Source organism: Bradyrhizobium sp. LA6.1, assembly GCF_040547805.1.
Lineage (GTDB): Bacteria > Pseudomonadota > Alphaproteobacteria > Rhizobiales > Xanthobacteraceae > Bradyrhizobium > Bradyrhizobium barranii.
The window spans coordinates 269114-294183 of sequence record NZ_JBEPQK010000006.1 but is presented as its reverse complement, the minus strand read 5'-3'; the positions used below and the strand labels follow the sequence as shown (position 1 = coordinate 294183).

The 25070-nt window shown below is 64.3% G+C and carries 25 protein-coding genes; 12 read left to right on the top strand and 13 right to left on the bottom strand.

Annotated features, from left to right (window positions below; translation table 11 throughout):
• Positions 1–115 precede the first annotated feature (115 nt).
• On the bottom strand, positions 116–1198 hold the full coding sequence (locus tag ABIB99_RS18210; RefSeq protein WP_354176903.1) for a substrate-binding domain-containing protein: 1083 nt from the start codon (positions 1196–1198) through the stop codon (positions 116–118).
• A 113-nt stretch (positions 1199–1311) separates the two neighbouring features.
• On the opposite strand from ABIB99_RS18210, the gene ABIB99_RS18205 reads away from it, so the two are divergent.
• Together ABIB99_RS18205 and ABIB99_RS18200 are read left to right on the top strand one after the other, a co-directional pair.
• Positions 1312–2796 carry an aldehyde dehydrogenase family protein gene (locus ABIB99_RS18205; protein ID WP_354177105.1) on the top strand — a complete coding sequence of 495 codons (1485 nt, stop codon included), beginning with the start codon at positions 1312–1314 and terminating at the stop codon, positions 2794–2796.
• Between the two features lie 187 nt (positions 2797–2983).
• On the top strand, positions 2984–3247 hold the full coding sequence (locus ABIB99_RS18200) for a hypothetical protein (RefSeq protein WP_354176901.1): 264 nt from the start codon (positions 2984–2986) through the stop codon (positions 3245–3247).
• A gap of 11 nt (positions 3248–3258) precedes the next feature.
• On the opposite strand, the gene ABIB99_RS18195 is transcribed toward ABIB99_RS18200, so the two are convergent.
• The 3 genes from ABIB99_RS18195 to ABIB99_RS18185 all read right to left on the bottom strand — a co-directional run bounded on the left by ABIB99_RS18195 (position 3259) and on the right by ABIB99_RS18185 (position 5329).
• Positions 3259–4050, bottom strand: coding sequence for a COG4705 family protein (locus tag ABIB99_RS18195; protein ID WP_354176900.1), 792 nt, complete (start codon positions 4048–4050; stop codon positions 3259–3261).
• 69 nt (positions 4051–4119) lie between these two features.
• Positions 4120–4458, bottom strand: coding sequence for a hypothetical protein (locus ABIB99_RS18190; protein ID WP_354177103.1), 339 nt, complete (start codon positions 4456–4458; stop codon positions 4120–4122).
• 121 nt (positions 4459–4579) lie between these two features.
• The gene (locus ABIB99_RS18185) at positions 4580–5329 is read right to left on the bottom strand and encodes a COG4705 family protein (RefSeq protein WP_259261112.1); all 750 of its coding nucleotides are present in this window, start codon (positions 5327–5329) and stop codon (positions 4580–4582) included.
• Positions 5330–5556: 227 nt separating this feature from the next.
• Between ABIB99_RS18185 and ABIB99_RS18180 the strand changes: the two genes are divergently transcribed.
• Together ABIB99_RS18180 and ABIB99_RS18175 are read left to right on the top strand one after the other, a co-directional pair.
• Positions 5557–6219 carry a response regulator transcription factor gene (locus ABIB99_RS18180; protein WP_071917541.1) on the top strand — a complete coding sequence of 221 codons (663 nt, stop codon included), beginning with the start codon at positions 5557–5559 and terminating at the stop codon, positions 6217–6219.
• Complete coding sequence (locus ABIB99_RS18175) at positions 6216–7526, top strand: ATP-binding protein (RefSeq protein ID WP_354176899.1); 1311 nt, start codon at positions 6216–6218, stop codon at positions 7524–7526. The genes ABIB99_RS18180 and ABIB99_RS18175 overlap by 4 nt, the downstream gene beginning before the upstream one ends.
• 2 nt (positions 7527–7528) lie before the next feature.
• On the opposite strand, the gene ABIB99_RS18170 is transcribed toward ABIB99_RS18175, so the two are convergent.
• Entirely contained in the window at positions 7529–8425 is an 897-nt protein-coding gene (locus ABIB99_RS18170) for an alpha/beta hydrolase family protein (protein WP_354176898.1), read from the bottom strand.
• A 182-nt stretch (positions 8426–8607) separates the two neighbouring features.
• On the opposite strand from ABIB99_RS18170, the gene ABIB99_RS18165 reads away from it, so the two are divergent.
• Genes ABIB99_RS18165 through ABIB99_RS18155 form a run of 3 tightly spaced genes read left to right on the top strand, consistent with a single transcriptional unit; the run spans position 8608 to position 12129 of the window.
• Positions 8608–9996, top strand: a complete 1389-nt coding sequence (locus tag ABIB99_RS18165; protein WP_354176896.1) for a class II 3-deoxy-7-phosphoheptulonate synthase — start codon at positions 8608–8610, stop codon at positions 9994–9996.
• Between the two features lie 4 nt (positions 9997–10000).
• Positions 10001–10354, top strand: a complete 354-nt coding sequence (locus tag ABIB99_RS18160) for a diacylglycerol kinase (protein ID WP_063983991.1) — start codon at positions 10001–10003, stop codon at positions 10352–10354.
• 17 nt (positions 10355–10371) lie between these two features.
• Entirely contained in the window at positions 10372–12129 is a 1758-nt protein-coding gene (locus ABIB99_RS18155; RefSeq protein ID WP_354176894.1) for an NAD+ synthase, read from the top strand.
• Positions 12130–12293: 164 nt separating this feature from the next.
• On the opposite strand, the gene ABIB99_RS18150 is transcribed toward ABIB99_RS18155, so the two are convergent.
• The 5 genes from ABIB99_RS18150 to ABIB99_RS18130 form a co-directional block, all read right to left on the bottom strand.
• Positions 12294–12686 carry a cytochrome C oxidase subunit IV family protein gene (locus tag ABIB99_RS18150; RefSeq protein ID WP_085404837.1) on the bottom strand — a complete coding sequence of 131 codons (393 nt, stop codon included), beginning with the start codon at positions 12684–12686 and terminating at the stop codon, positions 12294–12296.
• A 9-nt stretch (positions 12687–12695) separates the two neighbouring features.
• Positions 12696–13418: a heme-copper oxidase subunit III family protein gene (locus ABIB99_RS18145; protein ID WP_063983988.1), complete on the bottom strand. Its 723-nt coding sequence runs from the start codon at positions 13416–13418 to the stop codon at positions 12696–12698.
• Positions 13419–13432: 14 nt separating this feature from the next.
• Positions 13433–14137 carry a cytochrome c oxidase subunit 3 gene (locus tag ABIB99_RS18140; RefSeq protein ID WP_354176892.1) on the bottom strand — a complete coding sequence of 235 codons (705 nt, stop codon included), beginning with the start codon at positions 14135–14137 and terminating at the stop codon, positions 13433–13435.
• The gene (locus tag ABIB99_RS18135) at positions 14134–15912 is read right to left on the bottom strand and encodes a cbb3-type cytochrome c oxidase subunit I (protein ID WP_208086127.1); all 1779 of its coding nucleotides are present in this window, start codon (positions 15910–15912) and stop codon (positions 14134–14136) included. The genes ABIB99_RS18140 and ABIB99_RS18135 overlap by 4 nt, the downstream gene beginning before the upstream one ends.
• A gap of 74 nt (positions 15913–15986) precedes the next feature.
• The gene (locus tag ABIB99_RS18130; protein ID WP_071915136.1) at positions 15987–16820 is read right to left on the bottom strand and encodes a cytochrome c oxidase subunit II; all 834 of its coding nucleotides are present in this window, start codon (positions 16818–16820) and stop codon (positions 15987–15989) included.
• 545 nt (positions 16821–17365) lie between these two features.
• Between ABIB99_RS18130 and ABIB99_RS18125 the strand changes: the two genes are divergently transcribed.
• Positions 17366–18274, top strand: coding sequence for a DUF2189 domain-containing protein (locus ABIB99_RS18125; RefSeq protein WP_354176890.1), 909 nt, complete (start codon positions 17366–17368; stop codon positions 18272–18274).
• A gap of 54 nt (positions 18275–18328) precedes the next feature.
• Here ABIB99_RS18125 and ABIB99_RS18120 read toward each other — a convergent pair whose 3' ends face one another.
• Complete coding sequence (locus ABIB99_RS18120; protein ID WP_354176888.1) at positions 18329–19528, bottom strand: DUF2865 domain-containing protein; 1200 nt, start codon at positions 19526–19528, stop codon at positions 18329–18331.
• Between the two features lie 130 nt (positions 19529–19658).
• The gene (locus ABIB99_RS18115; protein WP_354117388.1) at positions 19659–19964 is read right to left on the bottom strand and encodes a hypothetical protein; all 306 of its coding nucleotides are present in this window, start codon (positions 19962–19964) and stop codon (positions 19659–19661) included.
• 290 nt (positions 19965–20254) lie between these two features.
• Here ABIB99_RS18115 and cysS point away from each other — a divergent pair, with 290 nt between their 5' ends.
• The 4 genes from cysS (at position 20255) to ABIB99_RS18095 (ending at position 24375) form a co-directional block, all read left to right on the top strand.
• The gene (gene cysS / locus ABIB99_RS18110) at positions 20255–21637 is read left to right on the top strand and encodes a cysteine--tRNA ligase (protein WP_354176886.1); all 1383 of its coding nucleotides are present in this window, start codon (positions 20255–20257) and stop codon (positions 21635–21637) included.
• A 115-nt stretch (positions 21638–21752) separates the two neighbouring features.
• Entirely contained in the window at positions 21753–22244 is a 492-nt protein-coding gene (locus tag ABIB99_RS18105; protein WP_063986451.1) for a GNAT family N-acetyltransferase, read from the top strand.
• On the top strand, positions 22241–23839 hold the full coding sequence (gene cimA, locus ABIB99_RS18100) for a citramalate synthase (protein ID WP_063983980.1): 1599 nt from the start codon (positions 22241–22243) through the stop codon (positions 23837–23839). The genes ABIB99_RS18105 and cimA overlap by 4 nt, the downstream gene beginning before the upstream one ends.
• Before the next feature lie 158 nt (positions 23840–23997).
• Positions 23998–24375 (top strand): VOC family protein, encoded by a 378-nt coding sequence (locus ABIB99_RS18095; RefSeq protein WP_063983979.1) that lies wholly within the window; start codon positions 23998–24000, stop codon positions 24373–24375.
• A 4-nt stretch (positions 24376–24379) separates the two neighbouring features.
• Here ABIB99_RS18095 and ABIB99_RS18090 read toward each other — a convergent pair whose 3' ends face one another.
• On the bottom strand, positions 24380–24985 hold the full coding sequence (locus tag ABIB99_RS18090) for an LOG family protein (RefSeq protein ID WP_063983978.1): 606 nt from the start codon (positions 24983–24985) through the stop codon (positions 24380–24382).
• Between the last annotated feature and the right edge of the window lie 85 nt (positions 24986–25070).

The window sequence follows — 25070 nt, the reverse complement described above, 5'->3', positions numbered from 1 at the left end:
GGGTCAGATGTGGTTGACGATCAGCTTGAGTGAGCCAACGAAGGTCAGCCGCTGGCGATAGTGCCCGTGCCGCGCATCCCATCGGCGGGACGCGAGATCATTGCCGAGCCGAGCATCACCGCACGGCGTGCATCTCCAGAAACGCCTTCACGCCGGTCACGTTGCCGGTATCCGACGGCACGTAGCCGGGCAGGGTGGCGACGGCGGCACGGAAATCGGCGCTGCGCATGATCTCCAGGATGCGTTGCATCGGCCCGGTATCGAGGAAGGCGCGCTTGCAGACGAAGAAATAATCCTCGGTGAGGGTGCGGATGAAATCGAGGCCGAAGTGGCGGGCGGCCGCCTCGACGCCAAAACTCGCATCCGCCATGCCGCTCGCGACATAGGCCGCGACGGCCGCGTGGGTGAACTCGATCTGCTGCGCGCCGTTGATCTTGCTCTCGTCGATGCCGTTCGCGGCAAGCAGCTGGTCGAACAACAGGCGCGTGCCGGAATCATGGTCGCGGTTGACGAAGCGGACTTTTGGACCGGTGAGATTCTGAAGCGAGGCAATACGCAGCGGATTGCCGCGCGCGACCATCAGCCCCATCTCGCGCGTGACGAAACTGATGATGCGATCCTCGCGCGGATCGAGCCATTCGCGCGCCGCCTTGATGCCCTGCGCCCGCAATGCGCCGTGCGGCAGATGCAGGCCGGAGAGGTCGCAGGCGCCCTGGGCCAGCGCGACCAGCGAATGCTGGTTGCTGACATAGCGCAGGTCGACGCCGATGCCGGGTTCGCGATCGAGAAATTCGCGCAGTTTTGCCACGGCAAAGCCGTGGCTGGCATGAACGCGGATTACCGAAGGGCGCTGTTCGAGGAACGGCTTGATCTCGCTCGCCAGTTCCTGCGCCAGGTTTTCGAGCTGCGGCCCGAGCCGGGCCTGCATGCGCTCGCCCGCCCATACCAGCCGCTCGCCGAATGGCGTGAGCTTCGAGCCTCTGCCGCGCTGGGTCTCGACCAGCGGCGTGCCGAAGAATTCGGACCATTGCTCGATCAGATTCCAGACATGCCGGTAAGAGAGGTGCGCGTCATGGGCCGCGCTGGTGATCTTCCCCGTCTTCCGGATTTCGTTGAGGACGCCGATCATGACCACCACGGTGCGCGGATTGCCTTCCCGGCGAAACCGCCAGACAGCCTCGATCTCGATCTGAAGCATGGGTCTTCCTTATGAATTTCGCTTCATATATGGGGCGTCCATTTGCAAACCATATCATATTTACTCCAGCCAATAGGCGCCTAGTCTGGTATACCAGAACAGGAGGAAATATGATGTCCGTTGCATATGACTTTGCGCACTCTCCGGCGACCGAATTCATGGCCCGGCCGCAGCATCTGCTCATCGACGGCCGCCGCGTCCCCGCGAGCTCCGGCCGGACCTTCAAATCCCTCAATCCCGCCACCGGGCAGGTCATCGCCGTCGTCGCCGAAGGCGGCGAGGCCGATGTCGAGCACGCCGTGGCAGCCGCGCGCCGGGCCTTCGAAGGTCCGTGGCGTACGATGCGTGCCTCCGAGCGCGGCCAGATCCTGCTGCGCTGGGCGGACCTGCTCAAGCAGCACGCCGAAGAAATCATCGAGCTCGAGTCGATCGATGCCGGCAAGCCGATCTCCGCGACGACGCGCCAGGATTTTCCGGCTGCCGTCGACACGCTGATCTATTACGCCGGCTGGGCCGACAAGATCAGCGGCGATGTCGTGCCGGTGCGCGACGATGCCCTGACCTACACCGTGCGCGAGCCGGTCGGAGTGGTCGCGGCGATCGTGCCGTGGAATTTCCCGCTGATGATCGGCATGTGGAAGCTGGCGCCAGCGCTGGCCTGCGGCTGCACCATCGTGATGAAGCCGGCCGAGCTGACCTCGCTGTCGGCGCTGCGCATCGCCGAGCTCGCGCTCGAGGCGGGCCTGCCGGCGGGTGTCTTCAACGTCGTCACCGGGCCGGGCCGCGTCGTCGGCGACGCGCTGGTCAATCACCCCGACGTCGACAAGGTCACCTTCACCGGCTCGCCCGGCGTGGGCCGCGGAATCATGAAGGGCGCCGCCAGCAACTTCAAGCGCGTCTCGCTCGAGCTCGGCGGCAAGTCGGCCAACGTCATCTTTGACGATGCCGATCTCGAAGCGGCGTCCAAGGCTGCGGCCTCAGGCATCTTCTTCAATGCCGGCCAGGTGTGCTCGGCCGGCTCCCGCGTGCTTGTGCAGGGGAAGGCTTACGACGAAGTCGTCGAGCGTCTCGCGGCGCGCGCAAAGTCGCTCAGGATCGGCGATCCGCTCGATCGCAAGACGGCGCTCGGCCCCGTCATCTCCGAGAAGCAGATGAAGTCGATCCTCGACTATGTCGACATCGGCCAGAAGGAGGGCGCGACCCTCGTCACCGGCGGCGAGAAGGTCGGCGATCGCGGTTATTTCATCAGCCCCGCGGTGTTCGCAGGCGTCGCACACGAGATGCGGATCTCGCAGGAGGAGATTTTTGGCCCCGTCGTCAGCGTCATCAAGTTCAAGGACGAGGCCGATGCGCTCAGGATCGCCAACGGCACGGCCTACAGCCTCGCCGCCGGCGTGTGGAGCCGCGACATCGGCAAGCTCCAGCGCTTCGCCAAGCGGGCGCGTGCGGGCACTGTCTGGATGAACACCTATGGCTACACCGACGTGCGCCTGCCCTGGGGCGGCGAGCGCGACTCCGGCCTCGGCCGTGAGCACGGCACCGCCGCGCTCGACAATTTCACCGAGCCCAAGGCTGTCTGGATGAATCTGGCCGTCTGATAACCTCCCGATCGGCCAATCCTGGGCCCGCCTGATCGTCCGGTCAGGCGGGCTCTCTTTTCGACATCGATAAAATTGTCTGCATTCCGCTCAGCGGCGGCAAACCCTGCGGACAAGAAGGCCGCTGCCTTAAACCTCGGCTTTGGAACCGGCGTGCTTCCTGCCTGCAAAAGGTTGGGGCATCGACATGTCTGTTCTCAGGGAGATCGTTGCGGCGGTTGCGGGAGTCTACGCGCTCCTGTTCGTCTGCGACGCATTGTTCGGCGTCGGCGAGGCGCGTTTCGACGACGCCTATTACAGCGCCAGCTTCTACGCGCCGAAGCCGAAGGAATTCCACTTCGCCAGCGACACGCCGCCGGCGGTCCGCGTCAGCGAGGCCTTCGCGCAGTTTGCGCCGGGCGAGGCCAAGCCGAACCGGCGCTACTCGTCTCTGACGACGATCATTCGCTAACGTTCGGCCATTCAGGCTTGCTCTGGCGCCGGGGCGTCACCGGGATGCTGCCCCGCGCGTTGCGGGATCAGCAGCAGGCACACCAGCATAAAAGCTGCGATCACGACCGAGGCCAGCGGCCGGCTCAGCGCCAGGCCGCCGTGGTCGAGCGGCTTGTCGAGAAAGTCGCCGACGGTCGCACCCAGCGGACGCGTCAAGATGAAGGCGGCCCAGAACAGCGACACGCGTGAGACGCGAGTCCAGAAGTAAAGTGCTGCGACAACGGCGAGTCCGGCCGCGAAGATCAATGCGCCACCGCGATAGCCCATATCGCCGGTATCCGCGATCCAGTCGCCGAGCGCAGTACCCAGTGTTTGCGAAAAGGTGATCGCGGCCCAATAGAACGCCTCAACGCGCGGTGTGCTGACGCTGTTGACCGAGATCGTTCCCTGGGCGCGATACCAGAGGCCAAGCACCAGCACGAGACAAGTGAGGAGCAGCGTCGAGCCGCCGGTATAGCCGATGCCAAGCGAGCGGTCGGCGAAGTCAGCCATCGTGGTGCCGAAGGTGGTCGATGCGACGATGGTGGCCCAATACAGTGCCGGATGAAATTTGCGCGCGCGGACCTGCGCCGCGACCAGCACGATCATGGCCGCGAGGAACAGGCAGGTCCCGGCCAGATAGCCCCAGTTCAGCGTCATGGTGACGGTGTCGCCGCCGGTCTCGCCGAGCGTGGTGGCGGCGATCTTGATGATCCAGAAACCGAGCGTGACCTCGGGGACCTTGCTCTCGCTGATGATACTGCTTTTGGTCTGATCTTCCATGGTGTCCTCGTTGATGCGTCAGCCGTGGACCGGGATCCGCGGCTGACGGGATGATGGTGCGCAGAGGCGTCAGGACTTCGCGGCGGTATCCATGGCCGCGAGCAGATCAGCGATCGCCTGTTTGCACTTCGCCGCATCCGGCGCGCCCGCGCGCAGCGCTTCCAGCGCGCGGTCGATCGCCTTGTCGACGGTGTGCCAATCGGCTGCCGCGCGCGGCTTCAATCCGGCTTCGGCCTCGTCCCATTTGGTCTCGAGGTCCTTGATCCTTGTCTTGGCGGCGGGGAGGTCGCCCTTGTCGATCAACGCGGCGACGTCGACCACGATGCTCCGGAACTGCGTGAGATCGCCGAGCTTTGCGGTCGCGGCTACCGCGAGCGGCACGAAGGTGAAGTGCTGGCTCGCGTGCATGTGCGGTTCGCCCGTGAAGGTCGTCAGCAGGCAGACGGCGACGGCGGAAATCAGTTTCATCATGTGGTTTCTCCTGGTGGAGCTCCTGCTTCATGCAGAGAGCGGGATTTCGCGGTTGAAGCTATTGCGCCGGATCGGCGCGGCGCCTGCCGTCGCCCTCGAAGGTCACCCAGGCGACGAGGCCGACGATCACGGTCAGGAAGGCGATGCTGGTCTGGATCGTGCCGAGGCCGATGCCGCCGTACTCGCGTGATTGCGAGAGCAGATCGCCGAGCGAGGCGCCGAGCGGGCGGGTCAGGATGTAGGCAAGCCAGAAGGTGAGGACGGGATTGGCGCCGAAATAATAGGCCATCATCACCGCCGCGATCAGCACCCCGAAGGCGGCGACGCCGAGCTGGAAACCGAGACCAAGTGCTTCGGTGGCAAGATCGCCTGCGGCCGTGCCGAGCGCGAAGGTGAACAGGATTGCCGTCCAATAAAACAGCTCGCGCCGCGTCGTCACAATGCTGTGGATCGATAGCGTGCGCTCGACGCCGTACCAGACCGCAAAGGTCGCGGCGAGCGCGCAAGCGAACGCCGCTGTGCTGATGTAGAGGCTGATCTCGAGCTTGTCGGTCAGGAGATCCGTGAGCTGCGTGCCGACGATACTGACGAGAACGACGGTCAGCCAGTAGATCCAGGGCACGTAGACGCGGCGGTTCAGTTGCAGCAGCAGTGCCGCGACCAGCAGGCCGCTCATGCAGATCGCGGTCAGGCTGGCGCCGAGGCCGACATGAACCGCGAGATAGTCGGCGCCGGTCTCGCCAACCGTGGTCGAGAGAATCTTGATGGCCCAGAAGATCGCCGTGACCTCCGGAACCTTGTTCAGCATCCGTCCTGCGCCAAAACCTGAATATTGCGACACGCCCAAATCTCCCAAAGCCGAAGCGATGCGAGACCGTCGCGCAGGCGACTTAGGCCGGGCTTAGGGACGAGAATTTTCAATGCAGGGCGGCCTTCGCCGCATTTTGGGCCTGCTGGCGCTCCCTAACTCTGCGCTAAGTCGGAACGGTCATGATTTTGACGGCCGGATGGCCCGGCGGTTTCGAGGATCGAGCTTTGCGGGTTTTACTGATCGAGGATGACAGGATGGTCGGTGCCGCCGTCGAGCAGGCGCTGAAGGATGCTGCCTACGCCGTCGACTGGGTGAGGGATGGCGAGTCCGCGCTGCTTGCCGCCTCAGCCGAGTCTTACGAGGTGCTGCTGCTCGATCTCGGCCTGCCGAACGCGGACGGCCGGGATATCCTGCGGCAGTTGCGCGCGAATGGATGCAGGTGCCCGGTCATTATCGTCACCGCGCGGGACGGCGTCGATCACAGGATCGAAGGCCTCGATCTCGGCGCCGACGATTATCTGGTCAAGCCGTTCGAGATACGTGAATTGCTGGCGCGGATGCGGGCGGTGCTTCGCCGCGAGGGCAGCGGTGCGCCCGCTGTGCTTGGCAACGGCAAGCTCAGTCTCGATCCTGCGACCCGCGAGGCTTCGCTGTGTGGCCAAACGGCCCTCCTGACCGCGCGCGAGTTCGCGCTGCTCCAGGCTTTGTTGACGCGCCCCGGCACCATCCTGTCGCGGAGCGAGCTCGAGCGGCAGCTTTACGGCTGGAACGAGGAGGTCGAAAGCAACGCGGTCGAATTCCTGATCCACACCATCCGCAAGAAGCTCGGCACGGAGGCGATCCGTAACGTGCGCGGGATGGGATGGATGGTGGATCGCGCGCCATGATCAACTCGCTGCGCGGCCGGCTGTTCATCAGCTTGACGACGATCGTGCTGGTGACCGGCCTCATCGGAGGCGTCTTCGCACACCGGTGGGCATTCGATGAGGCGATCGAGACGCAGGACTCCGTGCTGATCCAGATCGCGGGCCTCGTTCAGAGCGGTGGCTTCACCGGAGCTCAGGACCTCCATGGGGTCGATGAAAACTCCGAAGTCTGGCTGATGGAGCTGGGCAGGACGCCGCAAGGCACACCCGAGGAGCGCCAGTTGTGGCGGCTTCAGGATGGGATGCGCGATGCAACGCGACAGGGAAAGCCGGTCCGGGTGGTGCTGAGGACGCGATCCGACGGCAGCCGGTTTGCCGTGGCCCAGAGCACGGGGGTCAGGGATGAGATCGCAAGTGACATGGCGCTCCGCACCGTGCTTCCGATCGCCGCGCTGATCCCTTGCCTGATGCTGGTGATCGCCTTTGTCATTGCCGGATCGCTTCGGCCCATGGTCCGGCTGGCGGACGAACTCAACGCACGGCGTGCGGATGACATGACGGCCCTGCCGCTTCGCGACCTCCCAAGCGAACTGAATCCGTTCGTGTCTTCCATCAACGGCCTGTTGCAGCGCATGCACGAGATGATAGGGCAGCAGCGAAGGTTCATCGCGGACGCCGCGCACGAACTGCGCACACCGCTTACGGCATTGAGTGTACAGGCTGAGAATCTCGATCACGTCGAACTGCCACCGGCCGCCCGCGAGCGCCTTGCGGCGCTTCGGCAGGGCATGAGTCGCAGCAAGCATCTTCTGGAGCAGTTGCTTGCGCTGGCGCGACACGACGCTGCGCCCACCGATTGCGGGCAATGGGAGGTTGTGGAGCTCGATCACGCGGCGAAGAGCGTCATCGCCGATCTCCTGCGGGAGGCGATCAGCCGCGGCGTCGATCTCGGTTTCGAACGGGCCGAGTCTGTTCCGGTGCGCGGCGAGCCGGTCATGCTCGCAGCCATGATCCGCAATCTTCTCGATAACGCGCTCCGTTTCACGCCGGCGGGCGGCAGGATCGATGTGGCGATTTACCGGGACTGTGCCATGGCTGTGCTTCGGATCGAGGACAATGGGCCGGGCGTGTCCCCCGAAGAGATCGGCCGGATATTCGAGCCGTTCTTCCGTGGGCAGCGGCCGGAAGGCGAGGGCGTCGGTCTGGGCCTCTCGATCGTCAAGCGGATTGTCGATCGACTCGAGGGATCGATCGACGCTGCGAACATCACGGAGGGCGAACGAAGCGGATTGCGGATCGTCATCAAACTGCCCGCGGCGGCCGCGTAGTCTCACTCTCCCTGGATCCACTCCGCCACGCCGCGCCACAGCGTGTCGCGGTGCTCGGGGCGGAAGAAGCCGAAATGGCCGATCGCCTTGGCGCCGACGTCGGACGGCTTGACCGTCAGCACCTCCGGCTTGATCGCGGAGAAGCCGCTCGCAAGCAGCTCGACCGCGGGCCGCGTTGCCCAGGGATCGTCGGAGAAGCAGAGCGCGCGTAGCTCGCCCTTGAACTTTGCGAAGTTCTCCAGCGCCGGTAATTTGGAGTCGAACAGATAGCGCGGGCTGGAGACCCAGTCGGCCCATTGCAGGAAGACGCCCTTGGGCAGATCCTCGCCGATGCCGGCCCAGGCCGGCGCGTAGCCGAGCGCGTGGACGAGCGGTACGCCGACGAAATTCATGAAGGCGTAGACGCGATATTTCTCCGGCGACGCCATCAGCTGCCAGGTCGCGGCCTGCGAGGCCACGAAGGCGGCGCGTGAGATGTCGCTGTTGTTGTCGATCAGCCCCAGCGCCTGGCCGCCGAAGGAGTGGCCGACATAGGCGAGCGGCAGGGTGGTGTAGCGCTCGCGCATCCAGCGCACCGCGGCGGTGACGTCCTGCGCGGCCCAGTCCGACATCGAGGCCTTGAAGCCGACCAGCGATTTCGGCTGGTTGTAGCCGACCATTGCCGGCTGCCGGGAATCGCCGATGCCGCGATAATCGTAGGTCAGGACCGCGCAGCCGCGATGGGCGAGGTAGGAGGCAAAGCCGCGATAGATCTTTCGCGGGACGGCGGTGGCGGAGTTGATCAGCACGGCATGGCGTTTGGAGCCGCGCGGCAGGAACAGGGTGCCTGCCAGCGGATACCCGTCCGTCGCCGGGAAGGTGATCTCGTCGATGAAAACGTCGTCGCGCGCCGCGTCCATGGGCAGCCGATGTCCCGCCGGTTTCCTTGCCAGCCCTCAGCAAATGCGAATTCGGCTTTCCCCGCAAGGGTTTGCAGTGCGAAATGGATTTACAACTGGCGGCCGGGGACCGGGCTGTGTATAAGGCGGCCCTCGCAACCCACAGATCAGGTTGTGCTTTTTTACTTCACGGAGAGATTGCGATGTCCGAGCGGTGGACGCCCGAGTCCTGGCGCAGCAAGCCGGTGCTACAGGTGCCCGATTATCCCGACGCCAAGGCCTTGGCCGACGTCGAGGCGCAGCTTGCGACCTTTCCGCCGCTGGTGTTCGCGGGCGAGGCGCGCAATCTGAAGAAGGCGCTGGGGCGCGTTGCGGCCGGCGAGGCCTTCCTGCTCCAGGGCGGCGACTGCGCCGAGAGCTTTGCCGAGCACGGCGCCAACAACATCCGCGACTTCTTCCGCGTGCTGCTCCAGATGGCGGTGGTGCTGACCTATGCCGGCGCGGTGCCGGTGGTGAAGGTTGGCCGCATTGCCGGCCAGTTCGCAAAACCGCGGTCGTCGCCGACCGAGAAGATGAACGGTGTCGAGCTGCCGAGCTATCGCGGTGACATCGTCAACGACATCGCCTTCACCAAGGAAGCGCGCGTGCCGGATCCGCAGCGCCAGCTGATGGCCTATCGCCAGTCGGCCGCGACGCTGAACCTGCTGCGGGCGTTCGCGACCGGCGGCTTTGCCAATCTCGGCAGCGTGCATCAATGGATGCTCGGCTTCCTGAAGGATTCGCCGCAGTCCCGGCGCTACAAGGAGCTGGCTGACCGCATCTCCGACGCGCTCAACTTCATGCAGGCCTGCGGCCTCGACCTCGAGAGCCATCCGGAGCTGCGCGCGACCGATTTCTACACCAGCCATGAGGCACTGCTGCTCGGCTACGAGCAGGCCATGACCCGCGTCGATTCCACCACCGGCGACTGGTACGCGACCTCGGGCCACATGATCTGGATCGGCGACCGTACCCGTCAGCTCGACCACGGCCATGTCGAATATTTCCGCGGCATCAAGAACCCGATCGGCCTGAAGTGCGGCCCGTCGCTCAAGCCCGACGAGCTGTTGAAGCTGATCGACGTGCTCAACCCTGACAACGAGCCGGGCCGGCTGACGCTGATCAACCGCTTTGGCTCCGACAAGGTCGCCGACCATCTGCCGGGACTGATCCGCGCCGTGAAGCGCGAGGGCAGGGTTGTGGTCTGGTCGTGCGATCCTATGCACGGCAACACCATCACCTCGACGTCGGGCTACAAGACACGCCCGTTCGATCGCGTCCTGTCGGAGGTGAAGTCGTTCTTCACGATCCACGCGGCGGAGGGCACGCACGCCGGCGGCGTGCATCTGGAGATGACCGGCCAGGACGTCACCGAGTGTATCGGCGGCGCCCGCGCGATCACCGACGAGGATCTCAACGACCGCTACCACACGGTCTGCGATCCCCGCCTCAATGCCGAGCAATCGATCGACATGGCTTTCCTGATCGCGGAGCTCCTCAAGCAGGAACGCGCCGGCAAGGCCAGGCCGATGCCGGTCGCCGCGGGGCTCTAACACCTTGCTGCGGATCTGGAAGGCGACGATCAATTCACGCAACGGTCTGGCCTTCGCGTTCCGGTCGGAGCAGGCCGTTCGCGAGGAGATTTTTGCGCTCATCCTGTCGGTGCCGCTGGCATGGTTCGTCGCCGCGACGGCGCTGCGGGCGGTCGAGCTGGTCTGTTCGGTTGCGTTCGTGCTGACGGTCGAGCTGCTCAACACCGCGATCGAGAAGCTTGCCGACCGGTTGACCATGGATCACGACAAGCAGATCGGTCGGGTCAAGGACATGGGCTCGGCCGCGGTGGGCGTTGCGCTGCTGATGGCCGGCGCGTTCTGGATCATCGCCATCATCGAGCGATTGGGGTTCCTCTGAAGCGGAGTGCGGCGGCCATGACCGAACGTCTCAACGTATTCGCGGTCACGCTCGCCCAGCTCAATCCGACCATGGGCGACATCGAGGGCAATGCCGCGAAGGTTCGTGCCGCGCGCGCGCAAGCCAGGTCCGACGGCGCCGATCTCGTGCTGTTTCCGGAATTGTTCATCGCCGGCTACCCGCCGGAAGATCTGGTGCAGAAGCCGGCGTTTCAGGACGCCTGCCGCGCCGCGATCGAGGCGCTCGCGCGCGAGACCGCCGACGGCGGCCCGGCGGTGCTGGTCGGCACGCCCTGGGTCGAGGACGGCAGGCTCCATAATGCCTGCGCGCTGCTCGACGGCGGAAAAATCGCCGCCTTGCGCTTCAAGTGCAATCTGCCGAATTACGGCGTGTTCGACGAGAAGCGGCTGTTTTCGCGCGGACCTGCCGCAGGTCCCGTGACCGTGCGCGGCGTGCGCATCGGCGTGCCGATCTGCGAGGACATCTGGCTGGAGGAGTCCGAGGATTACGAGAACGTGGTCGAGACGCTGGCCGAGACCGGCGCCGAGATCATCCTGGTGCCGAACGGCTCGCCCTATGCCCGCGACAAGAGCGACGTGCGCCTCTCGGTCGCCGTGGCGCGCGTCACCGAGAGCGGCCTGCCGCTGGTCTATCTCAACCAGGTTTGCGGCCAGGACGAACTGGTGTTCGACGGCGGTTCCTTCGCGCTCAACGGCGATCTTTCGCTCGCGGCGCAATTGCCGGCGTTCGAAGAGAGCGTCACCACATTGCGCTTCACCAGGAACGGCGACGATTGGCGCTGCGCGGGGCCGATTGCCGCGCAGCCCGAGGGCGACCACGCCGACTACGCCGCCTGCGTGCTGGGCTTGCGCGACTACGTCGCCAAGAACGGCTTTCCCGGCGTGCTGCTCGGCATCTCCGGCGGCATCGACTCCGCTCTCTGCGCGGCGATTGCGGTCGATGCGCTCGGTGCCGACCAGGTGCATGGCGTGATGCTGCCTTATCGCTACACCGCGGCGAGCTCGATCGCGGACGCGGGCGAGCTCGCCGGGCATCTCGGAATCCGCTACGAGGTGCTGCCGATCGCTGAAGCCGTGACCGGCTTCGAGACCATCCTGTCCGGCATCTTCAAGAATCTGCCGCCCGATATCACCGAGGAAAACCTGCAGGCCCGCACCCGCGGCACGCTGCTGATGGCGATCTCCAACAAGACCGGGCTGATGGTGGTGACGACCGGCAACAAGTCGGAAATGTCGGTCGGCTACGCCACGCTCTATGGCGACATGAACGGCGGCTTCAATCCGATCAAGGATATCTACAAGACGCAGGTGTTTCGGCTGGCCGCGCTGCGCAACCACTGGAAGCCCGACGGCGCGCTCGGGCCTGCGGGCGAGGTGATTCCTCCCGATATCATCACGCGCCCGCCGACGGCGGAGCTGCGCGAGAACCAGACCGACCAGGACTCGCTGCCGCCTTATGACGTGCTCGACGCCATCCTGGAGCGTCTGATCGAGCGCGAGGAGCCGCTCGACAAGATCATCGCCGCCGGCTTCGACCGCGAGACGGTCACCCGCATCGATCATCTGCTCAACGTCGCCGAATACAAGCGCCGCCAGGCTGCACCGGGCGTGAAGGTGACGGCCCGGAATTTCGGCCGCGACCGCCGCTATCCCATCACCAACCGCTTTCGCGACAAGGGCGAGCCGTCGCCTGCGGCGGACGAGACACTGGTCTCACGCGGCAGCAAGGCGTCGATCGACGCGTTCGAGGGCTGATGCGAGCCGCGCGGCGGGGCAGGCGATGGCGCCCCACCGCTGTCATCATCCGCGGGGGCGGATGATCCAGTACTCCGTGGCGGGCATTGTAGGAACCGACTGCTGACACGGGTTACTGGATGCCCCGCCTTCGCGGGGCATGACAGTGCGAAATCAGCTTGCCGCTACGACGGGGTTGCGAAAAACATCACCCGAAGCAAGTGGGTGTATTCGGATTCGAGCACCATGATGGTCACAAACACCATTACCGCGATCGGCGGCAGCAGGATGGCATAGGTGAGGGCCAGCCGCTCCCAGGCCATGTGCATGAAGACGGCGACGATCAGGCCGGCCTTCAACACCATGAACAGCAGGATCAGCGACCACCTGAGGTAGCCGTGTAGGCCAAAGTAGTCGACGAGGTAGGAGCACGTGCTGAGGACGAACAGCCAGCCCCAGACCACGAGGTAGAGCTTGATCGGGTGCTGTTGCCCCTTGGCGTGCACGGCTGCTGTTGCGACTGCGCCGTGCGCCGGAGCGTGGAGCTGGCCTTCCATGTGTACCGCCGCGTTTGTCATGCGCCGACCTCACCAAAGATAGAACAATGCAAAGATGAACACCCACACGAGATCGACGAAGTGCCAGTACAGGCCCATGATCTCGACGATCTCGTAATAGCCCTTGCGGCTTGTGAAGAAGCCGCGCCTCTCGACGTCGAAGTCGCCCCGCCAGACCTTTCGCGCGATCGCGATCAGGAAGATCACGCCGATCGTCACGTGGGTGCCGTGGAAACCCGTGATCATGAAAAAGCTTGAGCCAAACTGCGCCGCGCCCCATGGATTGCCCCAGGGCCGGACGCCCTCCATGATCAGCTTGGTCCATTCGAACGCCTGCATTCCGACGAAGGTTGCGCCGAATGCCGCCGTGACCAGCATCAAGATTGCGGTTCTCACGCGATCGCGGCGGTAGCCGAAATTGACGGCCATCGCCATCGTGCCGCTGCTGCTGATCAGGACGAAGGTCATGATGGCGATCAGGATCAGCGGGATGTGGTGGCCCCCGATATTGAGGGCGAAGACTTCGCTGGGATTCGGCCACGGCACGGTCGTGGACATGCGCGCCGTCATGTAGGAGAGCAGGAAGCAACTGAAGATGAAGGTGTCGCTGAGGAGGAAGATCCACATCATGGCCTTGCCCCAGGACACGTTCTTGAAGGCGCGCTGATCGGACGCCCAGTCGGCGGCGATGCCGCGCCAGCCTTCAAGCCGCGCAGGCGATTGGCCCGAATGTGTCAGCACGGTTTCAGCCATCTGGTCTCGCCTCCCTAGCTCAGCAATTGACGGCAGATGTTGACGAAGTCGTCGGTCCAGCCCGTGAGAAGCCCGAGCAGGACAAGCCAGACCAACAGCAGGAAGTGCCAGTAGATGGCGCACAGCTCCACGCTCAAGCGCATGTCGGCGATCTCGGTGCCGCGCCACACCTTGGCCGAGGTTCGCCCGAGGGCCACCAGGCCGCCCGTCAGATGCAGCCCGTGCACCGCGGTCAACAGGTAGAAGAAGGAATTCGCCGGATTGGACGCCACGAAATATCCGGCAGCCCCGAGCCGTTGCCAGGCCAGGAGCTGTCCGGCGAGGAAGATCACGGCAGTTGCTCCGCCGGCGAGCAGACCGATCTTGACGCTCTCGGTATCGTCTCGCCCGGCAGCCACGTACGACCATTGCAGCGCGACACTGCTCAGGACCAGGACGCCCGTGTTGACCCACAGCAGCCGCGGTACCGGCAGCGGCCGCCAGTCCACCACGCTCATGCGCATCGAGTAGGCGCTGATGAAGAGGACGAACAGTGCGCTCGCGACGGCTAGAAACACGCCTAGTCCGACCTTCGCTGCCGGCCAGGTCATGCTATCGCCGCCGGGGAAGTCACCGACCGAGCCTTCCTCCAGCCAGGGCTTGGCCATCAGCCGCTGCTGCGACAGCCACCATCCGGCGATCACCGCAAGCACAGCCAGGAACAGGATGATGGCGCTCACGAAGCAGCTCCCTGAACGAGCTGCGTCGCGCGCGGCGGCTGGTTCTGCGGAATGAAGTCCTCCGCGGCGCCGGGCACACTGTAGTCATAGGCCCAGCGGTACACGATCGGGAGCTCCTTGCCCCAGTTGCCGTGTCCGGGGGGCGTCTCCGGCGTCTGCCACTCCAGCGTCGTCGCCCGCCACGGATTGCCGCCCGAGGCCTCACCCTTGAACAGGCTCCATGCAAGGTTGAACAGGAACACCATCTGGCTGAAGCCGACGGTCAAGGCCACCACGGAGATGAAGGCGTTCAGTGTATGGGCCGAGGACGGGATGAACGCCGTGTCGCCGAGTTCGAAATACCGGCGCGGAACCCCGAGCAGTCCCAGATAGTGCATGGGGAAGAAGATCAGGTAGGCGCCGAGGAAGGTGACCCAGAAGTGAAACTTGCCCAGGACGTCGTTCAGCATCCGTCCCGTGACCTTGGGGTACCAATGATAGATCGCGCCGAGCACGACCATGATCGGTGCCACGCCCATCACCATGTGGAAATGCGCGACGACGAACATGGTGTCCGAGAGGGGCACGTCCACGACGACATTGCCGAGGAAGAGGCCGGTGAGGCCGCCATTCACGAAGGTGATGATGAAGCCGAGGGCGAACAGCATCGGCACCCTGAGATGAATGTCGCCGCGCCACAGCGTCAGCACCCAGTTGTAGACCTTGATCGCGGTGGGGATCGCGATGATGAGCGTCGTGGTGGCGAAGAAGTACCCGAATTGCGGGAACATGCCGCTCACATACATGTGGTGCGCCCACACGACGAAGCTGAGCGCACCAATCCCCACGATGGCCCAGACCATCATGCGATAACCGAAGATGTTCTTGCGCGCATGCGTGCTGATCAGATCCGAGACGATGCCGAAGGCGGGCAGGGCGACGATGTAGACCTCGGGGTGGCCGAAGAACCAGAACAGATGCTGGAAGAGCAGCGGGCTGCCGCCGCCATATTTCGACAGCTGGCCCATCTCGACGAGGGAGGGCATGAAGAAGCTGGTTCCCAGGAGACGGTCGAGCAGCAGCATGACCGAGGCAACGAACAGTGCAGGGAATGCCAGCAACGCCATGACGGTCGCCGTGAAAATGCCCCACACCGTCAGGGGCAGGCGCATCAATGTCATGCCGCGGGTGCGCGCCTGGAGCACCGTGACCACGTAGTTCAGTCCGCCCATGGTGAAGCCGATGATGAACAGGATCAGGGACGACATCATGAGAATGATGCCCCAATCCTGCCCGGGCGTTCCGGAGAGGATGGCTTGTGGCGGGTATAGCGTCCAGCCGGCGCCGGTGGGGCCGCCGGGCACGAAGAATGTCGAGGCCAGCACCAGGACTGCGAGCAGGTAGACCCAGTAGCTCAGCATGTTCACATAGGGGAAGACCATGTCCCGGGCGCCGACCATCAGCGGGATCAGGTAGTTGCCGAAGCCGCCGAGGAACAATGCGGTGAGCAGATAGATCACCATGATCATGCCGTGCATGGTGATGAACTGGAGGTACTGGTTGGCATCGATGAAAGAGAAGGTGCCGGGGAATCCCAGTTGCAGTCGCATCAGCCACGACAGCACCAGGGCCACCAGCCCGATGGCCGAGGCCGTCAGCGAATACTGAATGGCGATCACCTTGGCGTCCTGCGAGAAGACATACCGTGTCCACCAGCTCCTTGGATGATAGAGCTCGACTTCAGGTACTTCGGCAGGCGGGATGCCTGCGATCCCTTCATATGGAATATCGACCATAGAAACCTCCTCGGTCGTTTCCATCGGGGGTGAGGCATTGGCCTCGTGCACCCGATCTTCGCAGCGGCAGCCTGCTACTTGCCACCGGATTGGTACGTCGCCTTCACGACAGCTCTTGCCGGCGACAATTCGGCAAACGTCTTTTGTTGCTCAAGCCAGGCGTGATATTCACGCTCTTCGTCGACGATGACCTTGGCCCGCATCTGATAATGAGCCGCGCCACAGAGCTCCGCACATAGAACATCGAACGTTCCGGTTCGGATCGGCGTTATCCAGAAGTAGGTCACCATGCCAGGGACCATGTCCATCTTGGCGCGGAATTCGGGCACGTAGAAATCGTGCAGGACATCAACCGAGCGGAGGAGAACCTTGACCGGCTTTCCCATTTGAAGGTGCAGGTCGCCGTTCTCGATCACGACGTCGTCCTGCGCATGCGGGTCGTCACGATTGAGCCCCATCGGATTGTCGGAAGCGATGTTGCGGACATCGGATGTGCCCAACCGCCCATCCTTGCCCGGAAGGCGGAAGCTCCATTGCCATTGCTGGCCCATGACCTCGACTTCGGTGGCATCCGCAGGCACCGTCACGAACTGGTGCCAGACCACGAGACCGGGCGCCAGCATGGCCGCGACTCCGACGCCGGTCCCGACGCTCAGCCACCATTCGAGCTTTTTGTTTTCCGGATTGTAGTCGGCCCGTCTTCCCTCTTTGTGGTGAAAGCGGAAGACGCAATAGGCCATGAAGGCGATGACCGCGACGAAAACGAAGCCCGTGATCCAGAACGTGATGCTGATGGTGTGGTCGATATAGGCCCAGTTCGTGGCGATCGGCGTCCACCACCACGGGCTGTAGAGGTGAAACAGCACCGAGCCGATCGCGACCAGAAGCAGTATCAGTGCGACAGCCATCCTGATCCATCCTTGCCATCGAAGGCTACGGATACGAATCCAGGGCGGAGCTCACGTCTGTCGCGATGGCGGACTTTCTCTACGCGGACATCTATGCTGACATATGCGCCATCGCCGCGCCTCTTGCCTCGCCCATTCAACCAGTCGCGATATTCAAGAGGAAGACCGCGACCGCTGGGGGCGTCCAGGCATTTAAAATGATCCCCCGCGAACCCGGCGTCAATAGCATGTCAACACGCTTACGCGGCGTGGGCGATCGATGTTGCCGTGCGAGCTGGCGAGCCTCGGTCGCATTCTCGATGTGATGCATCGCACAAAATATGCGACGCACAATTCGCCCAGCCGGGAGCGCTGGTCATTCCAGATCGCGCGCGCTAAGCTCGGGGCGCAGGTCGCGACGGGTTTCGTCCGGCTAAGCTCCTTCCTCGTTGAGCCTGGAACTGCCGTACTCGGCTCGATCGCGTCTCCCGCACATAAGGGCGGATACGCGCGGCCGGAAAGCGCGCCGTTTGCCGCCGCGACTTTCAGCAGAGGAGGGTGTGTCCATGGCCACTCTTTATTCCGACAACATCATAAAGCGGCACCTGTTCGGCGAAGCGGCCTCCTATCCCATTCGCAAGATCAGCTTGTCCGACCTGACCGAGGCCCTACGCCTGGGTTGGGAGGATTTCCAGGCGATGCCGAGCCACGCGATCGTCGTGTGCGTGATTTATCCCGTTCTCGGTCTCGTCCTGTTCAGGATGGTTCTCGGCTATTCGGTGCTGCCGCTCCTGTTTCCGCTGGCTGCCGGCTTTGCCTTGATCGGCCCTTTTGCCGCGATCGGTCTCTATGAACTCAGCCGGCGTCGCGAGCGCGGCGAGGAGGTCGATGCATGGGATGCGATCAAGGTGCTGCGCGCACCGTCGTTCGGCGCCATGGTCGAGCTCGGTGTGCTCCTGCTGGTCCTGTTCGGGGCCTGGATCGGTGTGGCGAACGCAATCTATGTCACGATCTTCGGTCACGCGGCGGCCGCAAGCATTCCCGACTTCGCAACGCGGGTGCTGACGACACCGGAAGGCTGGTCGCTCATCATCGTCGGTTGCGGTTGTGGCTTCCTGTTTGCGGTTGTGGCCTTGTGCGTCAGCGTCGTGTCGTTTCCGTTGATGCTCGACCGGCATGCGACTGCGATCGACGCGATCCGCACGTCGCTCCGAGCAGTGGCCGCGAATCCGGTTGCGATGGCCGGATGGGGCCTCATCGTCGCGGCACTGCTCGTGATCGGCTCGCTGCCGTTCTTCGTCGGTCTCGCTGTCGTCCTGCCGGTGCTCGGTCATGCCACCTGGCACCTCTATCGGCGGGTGGTCGAGCCGAATCCGAATCCACCGGACGAGCCGCCGCCGCCCCCGAAGGGAAAGCGCTACGCAGCGGACTTTCCGGCCAATCTCTTCCCGTGGAGCCGCGAGGGTAAGCAGTAACAGCGAAACGGCCGCACCTGGCGGCCGCCTTCGCGGGGCATGACGGGTTAGAGCCTACTTCTGCTGCTGCGGCAGGAACGTCGGACCGACCGAGCGGATCGGCTTGTTCTCCGACGAATTGGTGGCCGTGCTGGTCTCCGCAGGCGCTGCCGCAGCCGGCGCGCTGGCCGTCGTCGGCGCGGGAGCCGCGCCCTTCTTGGCAGTCGCAGGCGTGCCCTTGTTGAGCCGCTGCTGCTGCATCTTCTTGGCGCTCTCCTCGGTGACGATGATGTCACCCTGCTGCTCGGCCGCCGCCTTGTCGTCGGCGGATTTCAGCGCGTCGGCCCAGGTCTGGCCTGCGGCCTTGCAGGAGCAGGACGGGTTGAACTCACTGCGGAATTTGAACGCGGTCGGCAGCGCCGTGTAGGGCTGGCCGCTGGTGGAGACCGCGGAGTTCATGTCCTCGCCGGGATTGCGATGGGTGTAGAGCACGGCTTCCGCGGCCGGGCACAGCGCCTTGCAGGTCTTCTCGTCGTCGGGGAAGCGCGCCGGCACGGTGGCAAACGAGACCGGGAAATAGGCGCCATCGCAGGTGCGCACGCACACGGTGCGGTAAGTGCCGGATTGCGGTCCGAGATCGGAGGGCGGCATGCCTTGCGGATTGTTGGGGTTGTTGCCGCCGCCGCCGAACAGATTGTTCAGGAAGTTGCCGCCGCCTTGCGATTGCGCGGCGTTGGCATATTGCGGGCCGCAATTGTTCTGCGCCAGCGCCGCCAGCACCGAGCGGCGCTGGTTGTCGCGCTCCGGGCTGAAGCCGCCGGGGCCGCCGCCGCGCAGGCGTTCGAGATTGCCGGTGATCTGGTCCAGATTGGCGCGCATCTGCTGGATCTGGGTGTTGACCGGACCGCATTGCGCCGACTGGCCGTTGAACAGCGAGAAGAAGCCGGAGGAATCGCAGCCCATGCGCTTGGCCTGCATGGTGACGCGGTCGAGCTCGGCCTGCTGCTTGGCTTGGGAATCCTGGTAGCGGCGGATCTGGTCTTCGCGCGCGGGGTCGCCACCGCCGCCGCCACGATCGAGCCCGGCGAGCTGGCCTTCCAGCCGCACGCACATCGGATTGGGGCCGAGCCCGTTCTGGCCGGGCTGAGGCGGCGGGCCGGGCGGGCCGGCTTGCGCGAAAGCACCGTTGGCGAGCACGACCGTGCTCAGAAGCACGGTGCAGGCAAGGATGGAGCGAGCACGGGAGAGAGACAAAAATTCAGGCATATCCGCCATTCTAGCGAGGTCACGGCCCAGCGTGATTTTGGGGGCCGACGCGCGCCCTCCAATAGCCGCTTCCTGCGGTATCGTCACGTCGTTTCAGGGGCCGAAAACTGGTCCTAAGATCCGCCAGCTCCGAGAGAATTCAGCGCTGGCAGGTGATTGCGACATATTCGTCGCAATGGCCATGGGAGCAGTTTGCGCCGGTTTTGGGGACAGAACCGGTAATTTCGTCGGGATCGACCCGGCGGTAGGCCGAGGCCTGGGCAAAATCGCGTGACTGGCAATAGGTGCGCGCGACCTGTGCGCCGCATTTCTCACCCTTGGCCAGGCACTGGTCGACACCGTAGCCGTCCGCCTGGTTGGCGATGATGAAGACGCGGGTCTCGGCGAACGCGCTGGATGCCGCGATGATGGAGGCACAAGAGACGAGCGCGAGCAGGGATCGCATGGGTGCACCGGGGCTATAGGGAACCGCCGGGTTCCAAGTAAACTCAAAAGGTTAAGGATGATGAACCATCAAGGCGGGACGGCCGCGCTTTGCGGAGATAAAACGGCGATTTTCGCGGCTCTCTTGACGCGGGGGCGCCTGATAGCCCATATGTGGCCGCATGTACGGTCTCCTCGCCATTTGTGGCATTTGCCGCGAGATTACGAGCTAGCGATTCGCTGGCTGGAGCCGTCTTTTCTCAAAAACATTGAGAGCCTCGGACGCCCGGCCAACAGCCGACGGGTATCCATATGGAATTGCGCCTTTACGATACGCTGAGCCGGGACAAGCGCACCTTCGTGCCGCTCGATGCGAAGAACGTCCGCATGTATGTCTGCGGACCGACCGTCTACGACTTCGCCCATATCGGCAATGCGCGGCCAGTGATCGTGTTCGACGTGCTGTTTCGGCTGCTGCGCCATCTCTATGGCGAAGCGCATGTCACATATGTTCGCAACATCACCGACGTCGACGACAAGATCAACGACCGCGCCGCGCGCGATTTTCCCGGCCTGCCGCTGAACGAGGCCATCCGGAAAGTCACTGAACAGACCGGCAAGCAGTTTCACGCCGACGTCGATGCGCTTGGTGCACTCCGGCCGACCGTCGAGCCGCGCGCGACCGAGCATATTGGCGAGATGCGCGAGATCATCGAAAGGCTCGTCAAGGGTGGCTTTGCCTATGCTGCCGAGGACCATGTGCTGTTCTCGCCGCAGGCGATGAACGCGGCCAATTCCGGGTTGCCGCGCTATGGCGCGCTGTCCAATCGCTCGTTGGACGAGATGATCGCCGGCGCCCGCGTCGACGTCGCGCCCTACAAGAAGGACAATACCGACTTCGTGCTGTGGAAGCCGTCCAAGCCGGGCGAGCCGTCATGGCCGTCGCCGGCCGGCATCGCTGCGCAGGGTCGCCCGGGCTGGCATATCGAATGCTCGGCCATGGCCTGGAAGCATCTCGGCGAGTATTTCGACATCCACGGCGGCGGTATCGATCTCGTGTTTCCGCATCACGAGAACGAGGTCGCGCAGACCTGCTGCGCCTTCCACCGGGAGCGCATGGCGAACTACTGGATGCACAACGGCTTCCTCCAGGTCGAGAGCGAGAAGATGTCGAAGTCGCTCGGCAACTTCGTCACCATCCACGAGCTGCTTGCGGACTGGCCGGGGGAGGTGCTGCGCTTGAACATGCTGAAGACACATTACCGCTCGCCGATCGACTGGACCCTGAAGTCGCTGGAGGAGAGCGCCAGGAGGCTCGACGACTGGTATCGGGTCGCGGCCGACGCCGAGCCCGGCCAGCCGGCCGCGTCCGTGGTCGAGCCGCTGCTCGATGACCTCAACACGCCGCTGGCGATCGCGGCGCTGCACGGCCTGCGTGGCAGCGACGTGAGCGCGCTGGCGGGCTCGTTGCGCCTGCTCGGCTTCCTCTCCGAAAGCGCTGCGCAGTGGGAAGGGCGCAAGCAGCAGGCCAGCGGGGTCGATGCCAAGGAAGTCGAACGCCTGATCTCGGAGCGGACGGCCGCCCGTAGCCGCAAGGATTTCAAAGAATCCGACCGCATTCGCGATCTGCTTGCCGCGATGGGCGTTGCGATCAAGGACTCCAAGGACGGGACGACCTGGGAGGTCGCGCGATGAAGCGGCCCGACACGCCTTTCCCGCGGCACTGGCTCTATTACATCGCGCTGAAGATCCTGCTGCTCGCGGCCGCCGTGGCGCTGGCGCTGAAACTCTATGGGATGTGGTGAAGACGATGGGACAGACTTTGCCAAAGCCCGGCTTGCGACCGTTCCTGCCTGATGACGTGCCGGTTCTCGCCGCGATCTTCACGGCAAGCATCGAGGAGCTGACCGGCGAAGACTACAACGAGGCGCAGCAGCAGGCCTGGATGGAGGCGGCGGAAACCGAAGAGTTCGGCAAGCGGCTCGCGGCCGATCTCACGCTGGTCGCCACGCTGGAGGGCTCGCCCGTCGGCTTCGCCTCGCTGCGCGGGGCCGATCACATCCATATGCTCTATGTGCATCCCGCCGTGACCGGTCAGGGCATCGCGACCATGCTGGTGGACGCGCTGGAAAAGCTCGCCGGCGGCCGTGGCGCGACCAGCCTGTCGGTCGATGCCAGCGACACCGCGCAAAACTTCTTCGCCAAGCGCGGCTATGTCGCCATGCAGCGTAACAGCATCACCATCAACGACGAGTGGCTCGCCAACACCACGATGAAGAAGACGCTCGGAGCTGCGCAATGAGCAAGGAGCGTCTCTATCTGTTCGACACCACGCTACGCGACGGGGCGCAGACCAACGGCGTCGATTTCACCCTGACCGACAAGCAGGTCATCGCGGCGATGCTCGACGATCTCGGCATCGACTATGTCGAGGGCGGCTATCCCGGCGCCAATCCGACCGACACCGAGTTCTTCGGCACCAAGCCCAAGCTCAAGCATGCGCGCTTCACCGCCTTCGGCATGACGCGCCGGGCAGGGCGCTCGGTCTCCAACGATCCCGGCGTGGCCGGGCTCCTTGAAGCGAAGGCCGATGCGATCTGCTTCGTGGCGAAGTCCTCGGCCTATCAGGTGCGCGTCGCGCTGGAGACGACGAAGGAAGAAAATCTGGCGTCGATCCGCGACAGCGTCGCGGCGGCGAAGGCCGCGGGGCGCGAGGTCATGCTCGACTGCGAGCACTTCTTCGACGGCTACAAGGAGGATTCAACCTTCGCGCTCGCCTGCGCCAAGGCCGCCTATGAGGCCGGCGCGCGCTGGGTGGTGCTGTGCGACACCAATGGCGGCACCATGCCGAACGAGATCGAAGCCATCGTCACCGAGGTGACGAAGCAAATCCCCGGCGATCATGTCGGCATCCACGCCCATAACGACACCGAGCAGGCCGTGGCCAATTCGCTCGCCGCGGTGCGCGCCGGGGCGCGGCAGATCCAGGGCACCTTGAACGGCCTTGGCGAGCGCTGCGGCAACGCCAATCTGTGCTCGCTGATCCCGACGCTGAAGCTCAAGAAGGAGTTTTCCGACGCCTTCGAGATCGGCGTCACGCCCGAAAAGCTCGCAACTCTCGTCAAGGTCTCGCGCACCCTCGACGACATGCTCAACCGCGTGCCGAACCGGCATGCGGCCTATGTCGGCGAGAGCGCCTTCGTCACCAAGACCGGCATTCATGCTTCCGCCGTGCTGAAGGACCCGCAGACCTACGAGCATGTGCCGCCGGAATTGGTCGGCAATCATCGCAAGGTGCTGGTGTCAGACCAGGCCGGACGCTCCAACGTCATCGCCGAGCTCGACCGGGCCGGCATTGCCTACGAGAAGAGCGATCCCAAGCTGACGCGGCTGGTTGAGGAATTGAAGGAACGTGAGGCTGCCGGCTACGCATATGAATCCGCCAACGCCTCGTTCGATCTGCTGGCGCGCCGGACGCTCGGCAAGGTGCCGCATTATTTCGAGGTCGAGCAGTTCGACGTCAACGTCGAGCAGCGCTACAATTCGCACGGCGAGCGCGTCACCGTCGCGCTTGCAGTGGTCAAGGTCGACGTCGCCGGCGAGCGCTTGATCTCGGCCGCCGAAGGCAACGGCCCCGTCAACGCGCTCGACGTCGCGCTGCGCAAGGACCTCGGCAAGTACCAGAAGTACATCGAGGGCCTGACGCTGATCGACTACCGAGTCCGTATCCTCAACGGCGGCACCGGCGCGGTCACGCGCGTGCTGATCGAGAGCGAGGACGAGAACGGAGATCGCTGGACCACGGTCGGCGTGTCCCCGAACATCATCGACGCCTCGTTCCAGGCACTGATGGACTCGGTGATCTACAAGCTGGTGAAGTCGGGGGCGCCGGCGTAGCTCTTGGCACGGCTGTCATACCCCGCGAAGGCGGGGTATCCAGTACGCCGTGGCTTCTCCGTAACGCCGCGGCGTCTCGGAGTACTGGATCGCCCGCCTTCGCGGGCGATGACAGCGGAGAGTGGGGAGAGGCCGGCAACGACGGATGGGGGTATTATATGATCGATCACATCTCCGTCGGCGTCACCGATCTCGATCGCTCTGCAAAATTCTACGAGACGACGCTCGCGGCCCTCGGGCTCGCGCGCCTCGTCGTGCGGCCGCGGACGGTCGGCTTCGGCAAGGCCTATCCGGAGTTCTGGATCAACTTACGCGAGGGGATGCCGCACGTCCCATCGGAAAGCGGCGTTCACATCTGTCTGCGGGCGAAGACGACGGCCGAGGTCGATGCGTTTCACGCCGCAGCACTGTCCGCCGGCGGCGCGTCCGACGGCGCGCCGGGCATCCGCCCACATGACCGCGTGCGCTATTACGCGGCCTTCGTGACCGATCCCGATGGCAACCGGATCGAGGCGGTGACGTTTCCGGCGGAGTAAGGCGCTAGAGCTTGCGCGCCACTTCCGGGGCGAGCTGCGTTTCAGATTCGGCGATCTGTGCCGCTGCCGCCTTCAGCTTCGGCAGAATATCCTCGACGCGATCGGCCTTGAGGATGTCGACCGAAAGGCCGGCGCGGATGAACTCGGTCTGGCGCATGTGCGACAGCAGCGAAAACAGCGGCTCCCAGAAATTGTCGATGTTGGCGAGCAGCACCGGCTTGGCGTGACGGCCGAGCTGTTTCCAGGTCAGCTGCTCCACCAGCTCTTCGAGCGTGCCAACGCCGCCCGGCAGCGCCACGAAGGCGTCGGAGCGCTCGAACATCAGCCGCTTGCGCTCGTGCATGTCGGGGGTGACGATCATCTCCTGCACGCGGGTCAGCGCGTTCTCGCGCTTCCGGAGGAATTCAGGAATGATGCCGGTGACGGTGCCGCCGTGATCGAGCACGGAGGTCGCGACCGAGCCCATCAGGCCGAGCGAGCCGCCGCCATAGACCAGGCGGACGTTGCTCTCGGCGAGAGCCTTGCCGAACGCCTTGGCGCCTTCGGTGAAGCTGGGATTGGTTCCTGGGCCGGAGCCGCAATAGACGCAGACAGTTTTGATCGTGCTCATTGGTGCCATGATGCATTGCAGCGCAGGGGCGTCAAGCCCAATTGGTGATTCGGATCACCCGGAAATCTACCGGTAAATGGCGACA